This window comes from Streptomyces sp. NPDC052396, from assembly GCF_044593195.1.
GTDB lineage: Bacteria > Actinomycetota > Actinomycetes > Streptomycetales > Streptomycetaceae > Streptomyces.
The window spans coordinates 183,659-198,269 of record NZ_JBIUAW010000001.1 but is presented as its reverse complement, the minus strand read 5'-3'; the positions used below and the strand labels follow the sequence as shown (position 1 = coordinate 198,269).

Annotated in this window: 11 protein-coding genes and 1 pseudogene; 10 read left to right on the top strand and 2 right to left on the bottom strand. The window is 72.0% G+C overall.

What is annotated here, in order from left to right:
- Nucleotides 1-128: 128 nt before the first annotated feature.
- Nucleotides 129-665 (bottom strand): HNH endonuclease, encoded by a 537-nt coding sequence (locus ACIHFE_RS00955; RefSeq protein WP_400103207.1) that lies wholly within the window; start codon nucleotides 663-665, stop codon nucleotides 129-131.
- A 259-nt stretch (nucleotides 666-924) separates the two neighbouring features.
- Here ACIHFE_RS00955 and ACIHFE_RS00950 point away from each other — a divergent pair, with 259 nt between their 5' ends.
- The 4 genes from ACIHFE_RS00950 to ACIHFE_RS00935 all read left to right on the top strand — a co-directional run bounded on the left by ACIHFE_RS00950 (nucleotide 925) and on the right by ACIHFE_RS00935 (nucleotide 5,583).
- Nucleotides 925-2,010, top strand: coding sequence for a mechanosensitive ion channel family protein (locus tag ACIHFE_RS00950; RefSeq protein ID WP_400103205.1), 1,086 nt, complete (start codon nucleotides 925-927; stop codon nucleotides 2,008-2,010).
- Between the two features lie 148 nt (nucleotides 2,011-2,158).
- Nucleotides 2,159-3,352, top strand: a complete 1,194-nt coding sequence (locus ACIHFE_RS00945) for an ROK family protein (protein WP_400103203.1) — start codon at nucleotides 2,159-2,161, stop codon at nucleotides 3,350-3,352.
- A gap of 6 nt (nucleotides 3,353-3,358) precedes the next feature.
- Nucleotides 3,359-4,612: a 6-phospho-beta-glucosidase gene (locus tag ACIHFE_RS00940; RefSeq protein WP_400103201.1), complete on the top strand. Its 1,254-nt coding sequence runs from the start codon at nucleotides 3,359-3,361 to the stop codon at nucleotides 4,610-4,612.
- Nucleotides 4,603-5,583, top strand: coding sequence for an N-acetylglucosamine kinase (locus ACIHFE_RS00935; RefSeq protein ID WP_400103199.1), 981 nt, complete (start codon nucleotides 4,603-4,605; stop codon nucleotides 5,581-5,583). The genes ACIHFE_RS00940 and ACIHFE_RS00935 overlap by 10 nt, the downstream gene beginning before the upstream one ends.
- Before the next feature lie 13 nt (nucleotides 5,584-5,596).
- Here the strand turns inward: ACIHFE_RS00935 and ACIHFE_RS00930 are convergent, their stop codons facing one another.
- Nucleotides 5,597-6,844 (bottom strand): RNA-guided endonuclease InsQ/TnpB family protein, encoded by a 1,248-nt coding sequence (locus tag ACIHFE_RS00930; protein ID WP_400103197.1) that lies wholly within the window; start codon nucleotides 6,842-6,844, stop codon nucleotides 5,597-5,599.
- Nucleotides 6,845-6,872: 28 nt separating this feature from the next.
- On the opposite strand from ACIHFE_RS00930, the pseudogene tnpA reads away from it, so the two are divergent.
- From tnpA to ACIHFE_RS00900, 6 genes and pseudogenes are all read left to right on the top strand, one after another.
- Nucleotides 6,873-7,282, top strand: a pseudogene (gene tnpA / locus ACIHFE_RS00925) (IS200/IS605 family transposase); the annotation flags it as partial.
- A gap of 457 nt (nucleotides 7,283-7,739) precedes the next feature.
- On the top strand, nucleotides 7,740-8,096 hold the full coding sequence (locus ACIHFE_RS00920) for a tyrosinase family oxidase copper chaperone (RefSeq protein WP_400103195.1): 357 nt from the start codon (nucleotides 7,740-7,742) through the stop codon (nucleotides 8,094-8,096).
- Between the two features lie 169 nt (nucleotides 8,097-8,265).
- Nucleotides 8,266-9,660 (top strand): hypothetical protein, encoded by a 1,395-nt coding sequence (locus tag ACIHFE_RS00915; protein ID WP_400103193.1) that lies wholly within the window; start codon nucleotides 8,266-8,268, stop codon nucleotides 9,658-9,660.
- Between the two features lie 89 nt (nucleotides 9,661-9,749).
- Nucleotides 9,750-10,718 (top strand): glutamate ABC transporter substrate-binding protein, encoded by a 969-nt coding sequence (locus ACIHFE_RS00910; protein WP_400103191.1) that lies wholly within the window; start codon nucleotides 9,750-9,752, stop codon nucleotides 10,716-10,718.
- Nucleotides 10,719-10,834: 116 nt separating this feature from the next.
- Nucleotides 10,835-12,136, top strand: a complete 1,302-nt coding sequence (locus tag ACIHFE_RS00905; protein ID WP_400103189.1) for a hypothetical protein — start codon at nucleotides 10,835-10,837, stop codon at nucleotides 12,134-12,136.
- Nucleotides 12,133-14,610: a tetratricopeptide repeat protein gene (locus ACIHFE_RS00900; RefSeq protein WP_400103187.1), complete on the top strand. Its 2,478-nt coding sequence runs from the start codon at nucleotides 12,133-12,135 to the stop codon at nucleotides 14,608-14,610. Before ACIHFE_RS00905 ends, ACIHFE_RS00900 begins: the two co-directional genes overlap by 4 nt.
- The last annotated feature ends 1 nt before the right edge of the window (nucleotide 14,611 follow it).

Sequence of the window (14,611 nt, the reverse complement as noted above, 5' to 3'; positions counted from 1 at the left end):
CGGGTCGGTCCGACTCTCGTGGGCGGCGATCAATGGACAATCAACGATCTGCAAACGAACCGCAAACCGGTGCCGGCGTGCCGGCCCATGGACCGGGCCATCGCCGATACGACGATGGCCCGGTCCTCTCAGGCAGAGATGCCGTCGATCCGGGCCATCGCGTCCTCCGCGCCGTATGCCTCCAAGTAAGGCAGCCAGCGCGGATCCCTATGTCCTGTGCCGATGATGCGCCAGGCCAGGCCGGTGGGCGGGGCGGGCTGATGACGTAGCCGCCAGCCCAGCTCGGAGACATGGCGGTCGGCCTTGACATGGTTGCAGCGCCGGCAGGCGGCCACCACGTTCTCCCAGGAGTGCTGACCGCCACGGCTGCGCGGGACGACGTGATCGACGCTGGTTGCGACGCCACCGCAGTATGCGCAACGGCCGCCGTCGCGGGCGAAGAGCGCGCGGCGGGTGAGCGGAACCGGGCCCCGAAAGGGGATCCGCACAAAGCGCTTGAGCCTTACGACACTGGGTGCGGGGATGGTGCAGGACGCGCTGTGCAGATAGGCGCCGGTGTCCTCAAGGCTGATCGCCTTCTCGTTGAGGACGAGTATGAGCGCGCGGCGGAGCGGTACGACGCCGAGCGGCTCGTACGACGCGTTGAGGACCAGAACATGCGGCACGGGTGCCTCCCTGTACGCCGGCGGCGCGTGGCTCGCGCCGGGACGATCTCCTGCAAGTGTCCCCTGGCCGCTGGTCATGGCGCCACCATCGGCGGGTAACGGGTCACAGGTGTTTTGTGACACACCTCGGTCATCCCCGCACAGGACCTGCCTCACTTCGAACACAGCAACGGATCACTGGCCCTGCCCCGTTAGTGTGGTGGGTCGGCCGGTCCGTCCGCTCGCGGACCGGTGAAAGACATGACGAAGGGTTCCCGCTGTGTTTCGGTCCGCTGCCTTGGTCGCCGCAGACTCGACTCCCCGTCCTATTCCGACTCCCCGTCCCAATTCCATCGACGAAGCCCAGCGCACGGCCAACAACGCCGCCGGCTGGGTCGAGCAGAACTGGTCCGTCTGGCTCACCAACAGCCTGCGCATCATTCTGATCGTGGTGATAGCGGTCGTGATGCGGTCGCTGATCCGGCGTGCCATCACCAAGCTGATAGCCCGGATGAACCGCACCGTGGAGGCGGTGGACCACACGGCCCTGGGCGGCCTGCTGGTCAACGCCGAACGGCGGCGGCAGCGCTCGGAGGCCATTGGATCGGTGCTGCGCAGCGTGGCCTCCTTTGTGATCATGGGCACAGCGGCCCTGACGGTGCTCTCGGTGCTCAAGATCAACCTGGCTCCGCTGCTGGCCAGTGCCGGTGTGGCGGGTGTGGCCATCGGTTTTGGCGCGCGCAACCTGGTCACCGACTTCCTGTCCGGCGTGTTCATGATCCTTGAGGACCAGTACGGCGTCGGCGACGAGATCGACGCGGGCGTGGCCAAGGGCACCGTGGTGGAGGTCGGACTGCGGGTGACCAAGCTGCGCGGGGCCAATGGGGCCATCTGGTACGTGCGCAACGGCGAGGTCAAGCGGATCGGCAACCTCAGCCAGGGCTGGTCCCAGGCCGAGGTGGATGTCACCCTCCGCTATGACGAGGACCTGGAGCGGGCCCGCGAGGTGATAGCCGCGGTGGGCGAGGAGATGGCCAAGAGCGCTCCCTGGGACGAGAAGCTCTGGGAGCCGGTCGAGGTGATGGGCCTGGACTCGCTGGCGCTGGACTCGGTGGTGGTCCGCATCCAGGCCAAGACCGCGCCCGGCGAGGCGGCGGGCGTGGAGCGGGAGCTGCGCTGGCGGATCAAGGGCGCGCTGGACGCGGCCGGCATCCGGCTGGGCGCCGCCCCGTCCGCGACCGCCGACCAGGGCGCAGCCCCCGACCCCACCGCCGCCATGGCCGCCCCCTCCGCGCTGGGCAACCCCTCCTCGCCGCAGTCGCTGGCCACGGCGCCGATCCCGCCGGGACCGACGCTGGGCAAGTGACCGCCGCGCCCCCGCAGGGGCGCGGGGAACTGCGCGATCAGCCACAGGCGGTCCGCACCCGGCGGTGACGCGGTTCTTGACGGGGCGTCGGGCACCGCCTTAGCGTCCTCGCCGATAGGAAAGTTTCCTAACAGTCGACGAGGCGGCCATGCCCCCGGTCACCGGCACCCCCAGCCTGCTGCGGGCCATCAACGACCGGGCCGCACTGGAACTGCTGCTCGCCCACGGCCCGCTGACCCGCCCCCGGCTGGGCGAGCTCACCGGGTTGTCCAAGCCCACCGCCTCCCAGCTGCTGGCCCGGCTGGAGCAGGCCGGGCTGGTCCGCCGGACCGGCAGCCTCACCGGCCGGCCGGGCCCCAACGCCCAGCTGTACGAGGTGAATCCGGCCGCCGGCCATGCGGCCGCCCTGGCCGTGGACCCGCAGGGCATCACCGCGGCCATCGCCGACCTCACCGGCCGGGTGGTCGGCCAACACCGGGTGCCCACCGGCGACTTGGGCTCCCGGCACACCCTGAAGCCGGCCGCCGAGGCCCTCGCCGGCGCGCTGGCCGCCACCGGGGTCCCCCGGGACGCGCCGCGCCACACCGTCATCGGCACCCCCGGCGCCCTGGACCCGCGCACCGGACGGCTGCGCTACGCGCCCCATCTGCCGGCCTGGCACTCTCGTTCCCTGCTCGAGGACCTCGCCGCGCTGCTGGGCTCCCCGGTGGTCATCGAGAACGACGTCAACCTGGCCGCGACCGCCGAGCAACACCTGGGCGCCGCCCAGGACTTCACCGACTTTGTGCTGCTCTGGGCCGACCAGGGCGTGGGCGCCGCCATTGTGCTGGGCGGCAGCCCGCTGCGCGGGGCCACCGGGGGCGCCGGCGAGATCGGCTATATGCCGCTGCCCGGCGCCCCGCTGGCGCGCGGCGGCCCCCAGGCCACCGCCCGGCCGGATGCCGGCGGCGGCTTCCAGATGCTGGCCGGCTCCCCCGCCGTGGTGGAACTCGCCCGCGAACACGGCCTGCCGGCCGCCACCGCCACCGAGGCACTGGCCCTGGCGGTCGCCGCCACCCCGGGCGCCGGGGACGCCGTGCTCACCGAGCTGGGCCGGCGGCTGGCCACCGGCCTGGCCGCGGTCATCGCCGTGGTGGACCCGGAACTGGTGGTGCTCTCCGGAGCGGTGTGCCGGGCGGGCGGCGAACGGCTGCGGGCCGCGGTCGAGCAGGAGCTGACCGGACTCGCGCTGCCCAGACCGCTGGTGCGCCTGGGCGCGGTGACCGACTCGCCGGTCCTCACCGGCGCCCTGCGCACCGCGCTCGCCCTGACCCGTGACACCGTCTTCGACACAAGGGGCTGATGACCGATGAAGCTCGCCGTGATCGGCGGAGGTTCCACCTACACCCCCGAACTCATCGACGGCTTCGCCCGGTTGCGCGCGGAGCTGCCGCTGACCGAGCTGGTGCTGGTCGACCCGGCCGCCGGCCGGCTGGAGCCGGTCGGCCGGCTGGCCCGGCGGATCTTCGCCCGGCAGGGCCACCCCGGCCGGATCACCTGGACCGCCGACCTGGACGCGGGCGTGGACGGCGCGGACGCGGTGCTGCTGCAACTGCGGGTGGGCGGCCAGGCGGCCAGACAACGGGACGAGACCTGGCCGCTGGAGTGCGGCTGCGTGGGGCAGGAGACCACCGGCGCGGGCGGGCTGGCCAAGGCGCTGCGCACGGTGCCGGTGGTGCTGGACATCGCGGAGCGGGTACGGCGCCGCAACCCGGCCGCCTGGCTGGTGGACTTCACCAATCCGGTGGGCATCGTCACCCGCGCCCTGCTGACCGCCGGACACCGCGCGGTGGGGCTGTGCAATGTCGCCATCGGCTTCCAGCGGAAGTTCGCCGGCCTGCTGGGTGTCCAGCCACATCAGGTGGAGCTGGAGCACATCGGCCTCAACCACCTCACCTGGGAACGGGCGGTGCGCGTCGACGGCCGGGATGTGCTGCCCCGGCTGCTGGCCGAACACGGTGCGGAGATCGCCGCCGACCTGAAGCTGCCGCGGACGCTGCTGGACCGGCTGGGCGTGGTGCCCTCGTACTATCTGCGCTACTTCTACCAGCATGACGCGGTGGTCCGGGAATCACATGGCAAGCCCACCCGGGCCGAGGAAGTCGCCGCGCTGGAGCGCGAGTTGCTCCGGATGTACCGCGACCCGGCGCTGGACGAGAAGCCGGAGCTGCTGACCCGCCGCGGCGGCGCCTTCTACTCGGAGGCGGCCGTGGCGCTCACCGCCGCACTGCTGCGCGACACCGGCCAGGTCCAGGTGGTCAACACCCTCAACCGTGGCACCCTGCCCTTCCTGCCGGACGACGCGGTGGTGGAGGTGCCCGCCACGGTGGACGGCCAGGGCGCGCACCCTCTGCCCGTACGCCCCCTGGAGCCGCTCTACGCCGGGCTGGTCGCCCAGGTCACCGCCTATGAACGGCTGGCCCTGGACGCCGCCCTGCACGGCGGCCGGGACCGGGTCTTCCAGACGCTGCTGGCCCACCCCCTGGTCGGACAGATCGAGTACGCGGAGCGGCTCACCGACGCGCTGATCGCCCACAACCGGGAGCACTTGCCATGGGCGTGACCGGGACCCTGCTGGCCATTGACGCGGGCAACAGCAAAACGGACATGGCACTGCTGGACCGCGACGGCACGGTGCTGGGCACGGTGCGCGGCCTCGGCTTCCGGCCACAGACCACCGGCACCGGCGCCGCGCTGGACGCCCTGGCCCGGCTGCTGGCCCAACTCCCCCGTACCGCCCCGGTGGACCATGTCCAGGCCTGCCTGGCCAACGCCGATTTCCCGGTCGAGGAGGCGGAGTTCACCGCCGAGATCGGCCGCCGGAACTGGGGCCGCACGGTCACCGTCGCCAATGACACCTTCGCCCTGCTGCGCACCGGACTGCCCGACGGCGTCCCGCCCCGGGGCGTGGCGGTGGTGTGCGGCGCGGGCATCAACTGCGCGGGCCTGGCACCGCCCGGGCGCAGCGCCCGGTTCCCCGCGCTGGGGCGGCTTTCCGGCGACTGGGGCGGCGGCGGTTGCCTGGCGGAGGAGGCCCTGTGGTCGGCGGCCCGGGCGGACGACGGCCGGGGCGAACCCAGCGAACTGGCCCGCGCCCTGCCCGCCCACTTCGGCCTGCCGGACATGCCCGCCCTCATCCAGGCGCTGCACCTGGGTGCGCTGCCACCCGCCTGCCGCTATGACTTGGTGCCGGTGCTCTTCGCGGTGGCGAACTCCGGGGACGCGGTGGCCCGGGCGCTGATCGCCCGGCAGGCGGCGGAGATCGTCACCATGGCGACCGTGGCGCTACGCCGCCTGGACCTCCTGGAAGCGGAGGTTCCGGTGGTGCTCGGCGGTGGCATCCTGGCCTCCGGCCAGCCCCTGCTGACCGGCCGGGTCCTTGAACTCCTGGCCGAGCACGCCCCCAAGGCCGTACCGCGACTGACCCACGCACCACCACTCCTGGGCGCCGCCCTCCTCTCCCTGGACCACGCCAGGGCTCCCGCCACCGCGTACCACCACTTGCGCACCCACTTCTCCAGCGACACCCCTTGACATGCTCCCTGGCCTAAAGGCCAGGGATTCCGGCCTGGGTCGTCTGACCCTTCCGGGGGCTTCCTGCTTCACCGCGCTGTGCCGGGACTTTCGTCCTGGTCTTACCCGCGCTCCACGAGGCGTTTAGAGTCTCCGCCCGTCCGACGGCGACGATTCGGCGTCCTTCGAAGAGGACGTTGCGGGCTGCGTTGTGGTCGCGGTCGTGCACGGTGCCGCATGCGCTGCACGTCCACTCGCGGATGTGCAGGGGTTTGGGGCCGTCCCTAAATCCGCAGGCCGAGCAGATCTGCGAGGACGGGAAGGCCCGGCCCACTTTGACGAAGGCGCGGCCGTGCTTGACCGCCTTGTACGCCAGCATCCGGACGAACGCGGACCATCCCGCGTCGTGCACGGACTTGGCGAGCCGGGTGCGGCCGAGGCCGGACACCGCGAGGTCCTCCACATACACCGCTTGGTTGTCGCGAATGATCTTCGTGGATTCCTTGTGGTGCCAGTCCCGGCGTCGGTCGGCCACTTTGGCGTGCTGGCGTGCGACCTTGATACGGGCCTTGGCCCGGTTCTTCGATCCCTTGGCTTTGCGGGACAACTCCCGTTGGAGGCGCTTGAGTTTCTTCTCGGCCCGGCGCAGGAAACGCGGGGCGCTGATCTTCGTCCCGTCGGAGAGGACCGCGAACGCGGACAGGCCGAGGTCAATACCGGCCTCGGTGTCCAGCTCGGGGAGGATGTCTGCCTCGGTGTCCACGACGAAGCTGAGGAAGTACCGGCCACAGCTGTCCTTGGTGACGGTCAGGGACGTGGGCGCGGCCGGAAGCCGGCGGGACCACGTCACCTTGAGGTTGCCGACCTTGGCCACGTACACCGTGCCATCGTCCTGGACGGAGAAGGCGTTGGTGTTGAGGCGGACCGACTGCCGGGTGTCCTTCTTCGACTTGTAGCGGGGCGGACCGGCCTTCTGGCCCTGCCGCTTGCCCTTGAGGCTGTCGAAGAAGTTCTTGTAGGCCGTGTCCAGGTCCCGCAGGGACTGTTGCAGGACGACCGCCGACACCTCGGCGAGCCAGGCCCGTTCGGCGGTGCGCTTGGCCTGGGTGATACGAAGCCGCGACAACTCGGCCGACGTCACATACGGCAGCCCTGCCGCGTGTGCTTCCTTCCGGTCGCGCAGGCAGTCGTTCCACACCACTCTGGCGCACCCGAACGCCTGGGCCAGCGCACGGCGCTGGCAAGCGTCCGGGTAGGCCCGGTAGTTGTAGCGCAGCTGCACACCCAGGATCCTATCCAGGGTTGGCGTCATGGGAGAGGAGAACGACTACAGGCGTGGAAGACACGTGGTTTCAGCGATGCATGTGCACTTGGTCTTCATGCCGAAGTACCGGCGCCAAATGTTCACCGATGAGAAACTGACGCGCTGCGAGGAGATCATGCGCAAGGTGTGCGAGGACTTCGAGGCGGAGCTGAAGGAGTTCAACGGCGAACGCGATCATGTCCACCTGCTGATCAACTACCCGCCGAAGGCTGCCGTCTCAAGCTGGTCAACAGCCTCAAGACAGTCTCCGCTCGCCGGATACGGCAGGAGTTCACCGGCCGGATCAACCGCGCCGTCATGCATGGGCACTTGTGGTCGCCCTCGTACTTCTCAGCCTCATGCGGCAGGGCGCCGTTGGCGATCGTCCGCCAGTACATCGAGCAGCAAAAGCATCCGCTCTGGCCTGCGGGTCAGAGCAGTCTTGAGATGCGTTTCATCCCCGGCGTGAACACCGGGGCTTTCACGCAAGATCACCCGTAAGCCGCGCCCCCCAGGGCGCCCCTCAGGGGCGCGGGGAACTGCGCGACCAGCCACCAACAACCCGCACCCGACAACACGACACCCAATCCCCCCACCCCACTAGCCAATTCGCACCGCGTGAGGCAACTCACCGCACAACGGCGGCATCCGCAAAATCCACGGCACCAGCCCCGCACAAGCGGTAACCCTCCCGCCGGAACGGCAACTTCGCCCCCCGGAACGAAAAATTCCGCGCACCGGCGGCGAGCCGAACAAACCCACCCGCCCGCCGCAGGCCCCCGCATTCCCGTCAGCGAATCGATCAAGGAATTCGCGTGCCCGAACACGCGTTGGCAAGCAAGCAAGCACGCAAACACCGCAAGGGGGACCACACATGAAGCCCACCCGCCGCCTGACCCTCACCACCCTCACCGCCGCAGCCATCACCGCCCTCGCCATACCGGCCGCGTCCGCCGCAACCGCCCACGGCCCGACAGCGGTTGGGCGGGCCGCCACCGCGACCCGGCACTGCCCGCCCGCCTTCGACGAGATCTACCACGACCGCCACATCACCGGCGCCCCGCACGGCGACGGCTCGTACACCGCCTCCATCGACGGCCGCGAGCTGCACCTGATCCCCAACGCCGACGGCACCTGGAGCAGCGTCATCAACGCCTACCAGTCCTTCGCCACCCCGCTGGCGGCCACCCGGGCCGCGGTCGACGCCCTGGACGGCGCGGACCTCAACTAACCCGAGAACCGCCCGGAAACCGCCCCGGACCCTCCCCAGCGTCGCGATCTGAACAAGATCACCGCATAACCGGTGTCTTTGTCAGCCCCGGCGGCCATACTGCTGGCCAGGCACCCGTTCCCCGCCGCCCGGGGCGAAGGGGTGCCACCAGCGACCAAGGGGGGGTCACGTGTCACACCCGCAGCGATCCGGCGCGGCCCCGGGGCGCGCTTCGGCCGCGCGCTCCGGGCTCGCCGCAGCGCGTGAGGGGCTCAGACGCGTCCGGACGGCGGCGACCACAACCGAGCCGGGCCGGCTGCGCGTCATCGGCGCCGGCCTGGCCGCGCTGCTGCTCGCCTTCGGCGCCATCACCGCCTGGCAGGTCAGCGACCGCTCGGCGGCCGCCGACGCGGTGGTGGGCCACAGCCAGCCGCTGAGCGCCGCGGCCGCCGATATCTACCGTTCGCTCGCCGACGCCGACACCACCGCCGCCAGCGGCTTCCTGGCCGGCGGCAAGGAGCCGCGGGCCGTTCGCGAACGCTATGAGAAGGACATCGCCACCGCCTCCGAACTGCTGGTGAAGGCGGCCGCCAACGCCGACCGGGCGTCCTTCGAGCACACCCAGATCACCAGGCTCAACCAGCAACTGCCCGCCTACACCGGACTGGTGGAGTCCGCCCGGGCCAACAACCGGCAGGGCCTGCCGCTGGGCGGCGCCTATCTGCGCTACGCCAGCGACCAGATGCGCCTGGAGCTGCTGCCCGCCGCCCGCAAGCTCTATGAGGCGGAGACCGGCCGGCTGCGCGCCGACTACCGCGACGCCGAGTCCTGGCCCTGGTTCGCCCTGGCCGCCGGGGTGCTGACGCTGGGCGCCCTGGGCTGGGCGCAGCACCGTGAATACCGCCGTACCAACCGGGTGTTCAGCCAGGGCCTGCTGGCCGCCACCGCCGCCACCACGGTGGCCCTGCTGTGGCTGACCGCGGGCCATGGCGTGGCCTGCGCCGACCTGAGCGGCTCCTACGCGCACGGGGCCAAGTCCATGGATGTGCTGCACACCGCCCGGATCGCCTCGCTCCAGGCCCGCGGTGCGGAGAACCTCACCCTGGTCGCCCGTGGCGCCGTGGTCACCGGCGACAACCACGATGCCTACGAGGAGAGTTACCGCCTGAATATGCGCCAGCTGGCCGGTGACCCGGCCGCCTCCGCCCCGGTCGGCGGCCTGCTGGAGCGCGCCCGGACGCTGGCCGACGGCCGGGGCGGGCGGGACCCGGTGTCCCGGGCCGTCGGCTTCGCCCAGCAGTGGCGCCAACGGCACCAGCAGGAACGGGCGGTGGACGACGGCGGCGACTACGCCAAGGCGCTGCCCATGGTGATCGGCGACCGGGACAGCACCGGCGAGTCCTTCGACCGGGTGGACGCACAGCTGCAGCAGGCCCTGGACCATGAGCAGGGTGAGTTCCGGCACTCGGCCGACGACGGCCGGGGGGCGCTGACCGGGCTGGCCGTGGGCGCCGCCGCGCTGGCCCTGCTGGGGGCGCTGGGTGTGGTGCTCGGCATCGGCCGCCGGCTGTCGGAGTACCGATGACCAGGGCACCGGTGACCAGGGCGGCCAAGACCAGGGCGTCCAGGGCCAGGGCAGCGATGACCAGGGGATGGATGACCAGGGGAGAGCGCATGAGCGGACGCAGCGGCATGAGGTCCTCCACCGCGGGGGCGGCCGCCGCGGTGGTGTGCGCGCTGGCCACCACGGCCGCGGCGCTGGTGCCCACCTCGGCCGGCGGCCTCGGCCGTACGCCGGCCCCCAGGGCCGCGCACCACGCCCAGGCCCCCGCCGACACCTGCGTCGGCCCGGAGGCCAGCCTGCGCCCGTCCACCGAGGACGGGCCGGCGGTGCGGCGGATCAAGGAACGCGGCAAACTGATCGCCGGCATCGACCAGAACAGTTACCGCTGGGGCTACCGCGACCCGTCCACCGGCGAGTTGAGCGGATTCGACATCGACCTGGTGCGGGCCATCGCCAAGTCCCTGCTGGGCGACCCCGACAAGGTGATCTTCCTTGCCATCCCCACCAACCAGCGCATCCCCGCCCTGAAGTCCGGCAAGGTGGACATTGTCGCCCGTACCATGACCGTCAACTGCACCCGGATCCGGGAAGTCGCCTTCTCCACCGCCTACTTCGAGGCCGGCCAGCAGCTGCTGGCCCCCAAGGGCAGCCCGGTCAAGGGATTCGACGACGCCTCGCTGAGCGGCCGCCGGGTGTGCGCGGCCAGCGGTTCCACCGCCGAGTCCGAACTGGCCGCCAACAGCCACGGCTCCACCGTGCTGCATGTGCCCAACCAGCTCGACTGTCTGGTGCGGCTGCAACTGGGCCAGGTCGATGCAGTGCTCACCGACAACGCCCTGGCCGCCGGACAGGCGGCCCAGGACCCGTCCGTGGGACTGGTCGGCAAACCGTTCACCACCGAGTTCTACGGCGTGGCGATGAACCTGGGCGCCACGGACCTGGTACGCCGGGTCAACGCGGTTCTGGAGGACTATCGCCGCGGCGGACCCGACAGCCCCTGGATGGTCGCCTACCGCAAGTGGCTGGCGTCCGCCGATCTCGGGATCACCGCCCCACCGGAACCCAAGTACAAGGACTGACGCGGTCTGCCGCAGACTGGTAGCGACGGACCTGGACGCTGAACGCCGGGCGGCCGCAAGGCCGTTGGCGCGGCACCGAAACGACGCGGCACCGGCCGCGCCAGGAGAGGGGATCGATGGCGGTCGCGGGATCCACCGGGCCGGCCCTGAGCCGTGAGGAGGTGGACCGTGCGCTGGCGCGGCTCGGCGCGGAACACGAGGCCGTCGAGTCCTCCCTGCTCGCCCTGCAGGACCACGCCGGCCGCCGGCTGCTGGAGGGCGCGGAGCTCACCGGCCTCACCCGGAGCCGGTGGGAGCGGGCCGAGGCACTGATCGTCCGGCTGTGGGCGTGCTTCGACGCCTATACCGGCGCCCTGGCCCGGGCCCGAGAGCTGCGCGGGCGCCGCCGCTGGCCCACCCAGGGCGAGTTGAGCGAACTGACCGACCTGCTGTGCGGGGACCGGCTCACCCTGCCCGGCGCCACCGCCGCCCTGGCCGGGCCGGGCAGCACCGCCAGACTCAGCGAACAGCTGAGCCTTCAGGAGCTGGTGGACCGGATGAACCAGTGGTACGCCGAGGCACTCGATGTGGTGGTGATCGCGGACACGGTCTGGTCCGCGCTGCCCGCCCGGATCGACCTGCTGGCCGCCGAGCTCCAGCGCACCCGCTCGCTGGCCCACTCGGTGGGCGTACGGCCCGGCGAACACCCCTCCGGCGACGACCTGGAGCGGATCACCGCCGAACTGACCGCGCTGCGCGCCGAGGTGATAGGGGATCCGCTGGCCTTCTGGACCGGGGGCTCGCCCAGCGCCGCCCCGGGCGGCGGCCGCCCCGACACCGGCCGCTACGACCGGGCCGCCCGCGCCCTGGAGGAGGTGCGGCGCGAGATCGAGGCGGTGCTGACCGTGCGGCAGGACGCGGAGCAGCGGCTGATGCGGGTACGCGATGTGCTCTCCCGCGCGGACCGTACGCTCCAGGAGGCCCGCCAGGCCCGGGTGGAGGTGCTCTCCAAGATCGCCGCCTCGGTGGTGCCGGCCGTCTCCGGCCCGCCGACCGCGCTCTATGAGCGGCTGTCGGCCGCCGCCGAACACCGCAGACGGGCCCAGTGGCACCGGCTCTCCCCACTGCTGGAGGAGCTGGAACAGCGCGCCGAGGACGAACTGCTGCGCGCTCGCGAACAGTTGACGGCCGTCACGGCGCCGCTGGCGGTACGGGCCGAGCTGCGCGGCCGGCTGGACGCCTACAAGGCCAAGGCGGCCCGGCACGGGCTGGCGGAGGACCCCTGCCTGATCGAGCGCTATGACGCCGCCCGGCGGATGCTGTGGAGCGCGCCCTGTGATCTGCTGGCCGCCGAAGGGGCCGTGCTGCGCTACCAGCAGGCCATGGCCGAGGCCCTGACACCGCCCGCACCGGGCGTCAACGACCGTAGGGGGACATGATGAGCAAGGGGTGCCAGCGATCCGGCTGCCCGGGATCGTACGAGGACATGGGCGGCGGTGAACTCTACTGCGACTCCTGTGGGTTGGCACCGGTGGTCTCCCCCTCCGGAATGATCTCCTCCCCGCCCACCGGGATGGCCGCCGCCGCGCTGGGCGCCCAGCACAGCGGCCGGGGTTCGGCACCGTCCTCGCGCACGGCCGGCTCCGCCTCCTCCCGCCGCTCGGTCTCCGGGCGGCTGTCCCGGTCGCTGTCGGGCGGCACCGAGGGCACCGCCCGCTCGGTGTCGGTGCGCACCTCCAGCACCGGCACCTCCGGCCCGACCCGGGGCAAGCTGGGCGCCGGTCTGGTGAGCATGCCGCCGGTGCCGCGCCCGGACCCACGGGCGGCGGTGCTGGCCGATCCCGAGGTGCCGGAGCGCAAGCGGTTCTGCAGCCGCAGCGAGTGCGGCGCCCCGGTGGGGCGCTCCCGCGGCGACCGCCCCGGGCGCACCGAGGGCTTCTGCACCAAGTGCGGCCACCCCTACTCCTTCGTCCCCAAGCTGGGCCCGGGCGATGTGGTGCACGGCCAGTACGAGGTGGCGGGCTGCCTGGCGCACGGCGGACTGGGCTGGATCTACCTGGCCATGGACCGGGCGGTCTCGGACCGCTGGGTGGTGCTCAAGGGCCTGCTGGACACCGGTGACGAGGACGCCCTGGAGGTGGCGCTGTCCGAGCGCCGCTTCCTGGCCGAGATCGAGCACTCCAACATCGTGCGCATCTACAACTTCGTCGAGCACCTGGACCAGCGCACCGGCAGCCTCGACGGCTACATCGTGATGGAGTACGTCGGCGGCAAGTCCCTCAAGGAGATCGCCAACGAGCGGCGCACCCCGGAGGGCCGGCGCGACCCGCTGCCGGTGGAACAGGCCTGCGCCTATGGCATCGAGGCCCTGGAGGCGCTGGGCCACCTGCACAGCCGCAACCTGCTGTACTGCGACTTCAAGGTGGACAACGCCATCCAGCAGCACGACCAGCTCAAGCTGATCGACATGGGCGCGGTCCGGCGGATGGACGACCGCAAGAGCAATATCTACGGCACCGTCGGCTACCAGGCTCCGGAGGTCGCCGAGCTCGGCCCGTCGGTAGCCTCCGACCTCTACACCGTGGCCCGCACCCTGGCCGTGCTCACCTTTGACTTCCAGGGCTACACCAATGTCTTCGTGGACAGCCTGCCGGACCCGGAGCACATCGAGGTCTTCGCCCGCTATGAGTCCTTCTACCGGCTGCTGGTGCGGGCCACCGACCCGGATCCGGGGCGCCGGTTCGCCTCGGCCACCGAGATGGCCGACCAGCTGACCGGGGTGCTGCGCGAGGTGGTGGCCCTGCAGACCGGCAAGCCGCGGCCGGCGCTGTCCACCCTGTTCGGGCCGGAGACCCGGGTGGTGGACACCACGCTGTTCGCCGAGCGCACCGGGGACGCCTCGCTGCTGGGCGCCCGTTCGGGCGGCGGCGCCGTGCCGGACCGGGCCGCCCTCCCGGCCGGCGGGGCGGTGCGCACCGCCCCGCTGGACGCCAGGGCCGCGGCCCTGGCGCTGCCGGTTCCGCTGGCCGACGCGGCCGACCCCAACGCCGGTTTTCTGGCCGGGCTTTCGGGGCTGTCGGCCTCCCGGCCCGCCGAGCTCTACGCGGCGCTGCAGGCCGCGCCGGTGAACTCGCTGGAGCTGCGGCTGCGGCGCTACCGGGCGCAGCTGGAACTGGGCGAGGAGAGCCAGGCCGCCAAGGCGCTGGCCTCGCTGGAGGCCGAGCATCCGGACGACTGGCGGATCATCTGGTACCGCGGGCTGCACTCGCTGGTCACCGGCGATCATGAGACGGCCGCGCTGTCCTTCGACGCGGTCTACGACGCCTTCCCGGGCGAGCCGGCGCCCAAGCTGGCGCTGGGCGTGTGTGCCGAGGTGCTGGGCCAGCTGGACAACGCCGCCGAGTACTACCGTCTGGTGTGGACCACCGACCCCAGCTTTGTCAGCGCCGCCTTCGGGCTGGCCCGGGTGCGGCTGGCCGGCGGGGACCGGCCGGGCGCGGTCAGCGCCCTGGAGTCGGTCCCGGAGGCGTCCATCCACTTCACCGCGGCCCGGGTGGCGGCGGTACGGGCCCGGCTGCGCGAACGCCGGCCGGCCGACCGGCTGCGGGAGGATCTGGAGGCCGCCGCCGGGCAGGTGGAGCGGCTGGCCGACTTCGGCCTGGACCCCATGCGCCGGGAACACCTGGTCACCGAGGTACTCGGCACCGCGCTGGACTGGGTACTCTCCGGCAGCCCGGGCGGTAACGCCGGACCGGGCACGCCGAGCCTGCTGGGCAGCGCCGCGCACGAGCGCGACCTGCGCTTCGGGCTGGAGCGCTCGTACCGGGTGCTCGCGCGCCTCGCCCAGCGCGGCGAGGAAAGGATCGAACTGGTGGAGACGGCCAACCGTTTCCGCCCCAGGACATGGGTGTGAT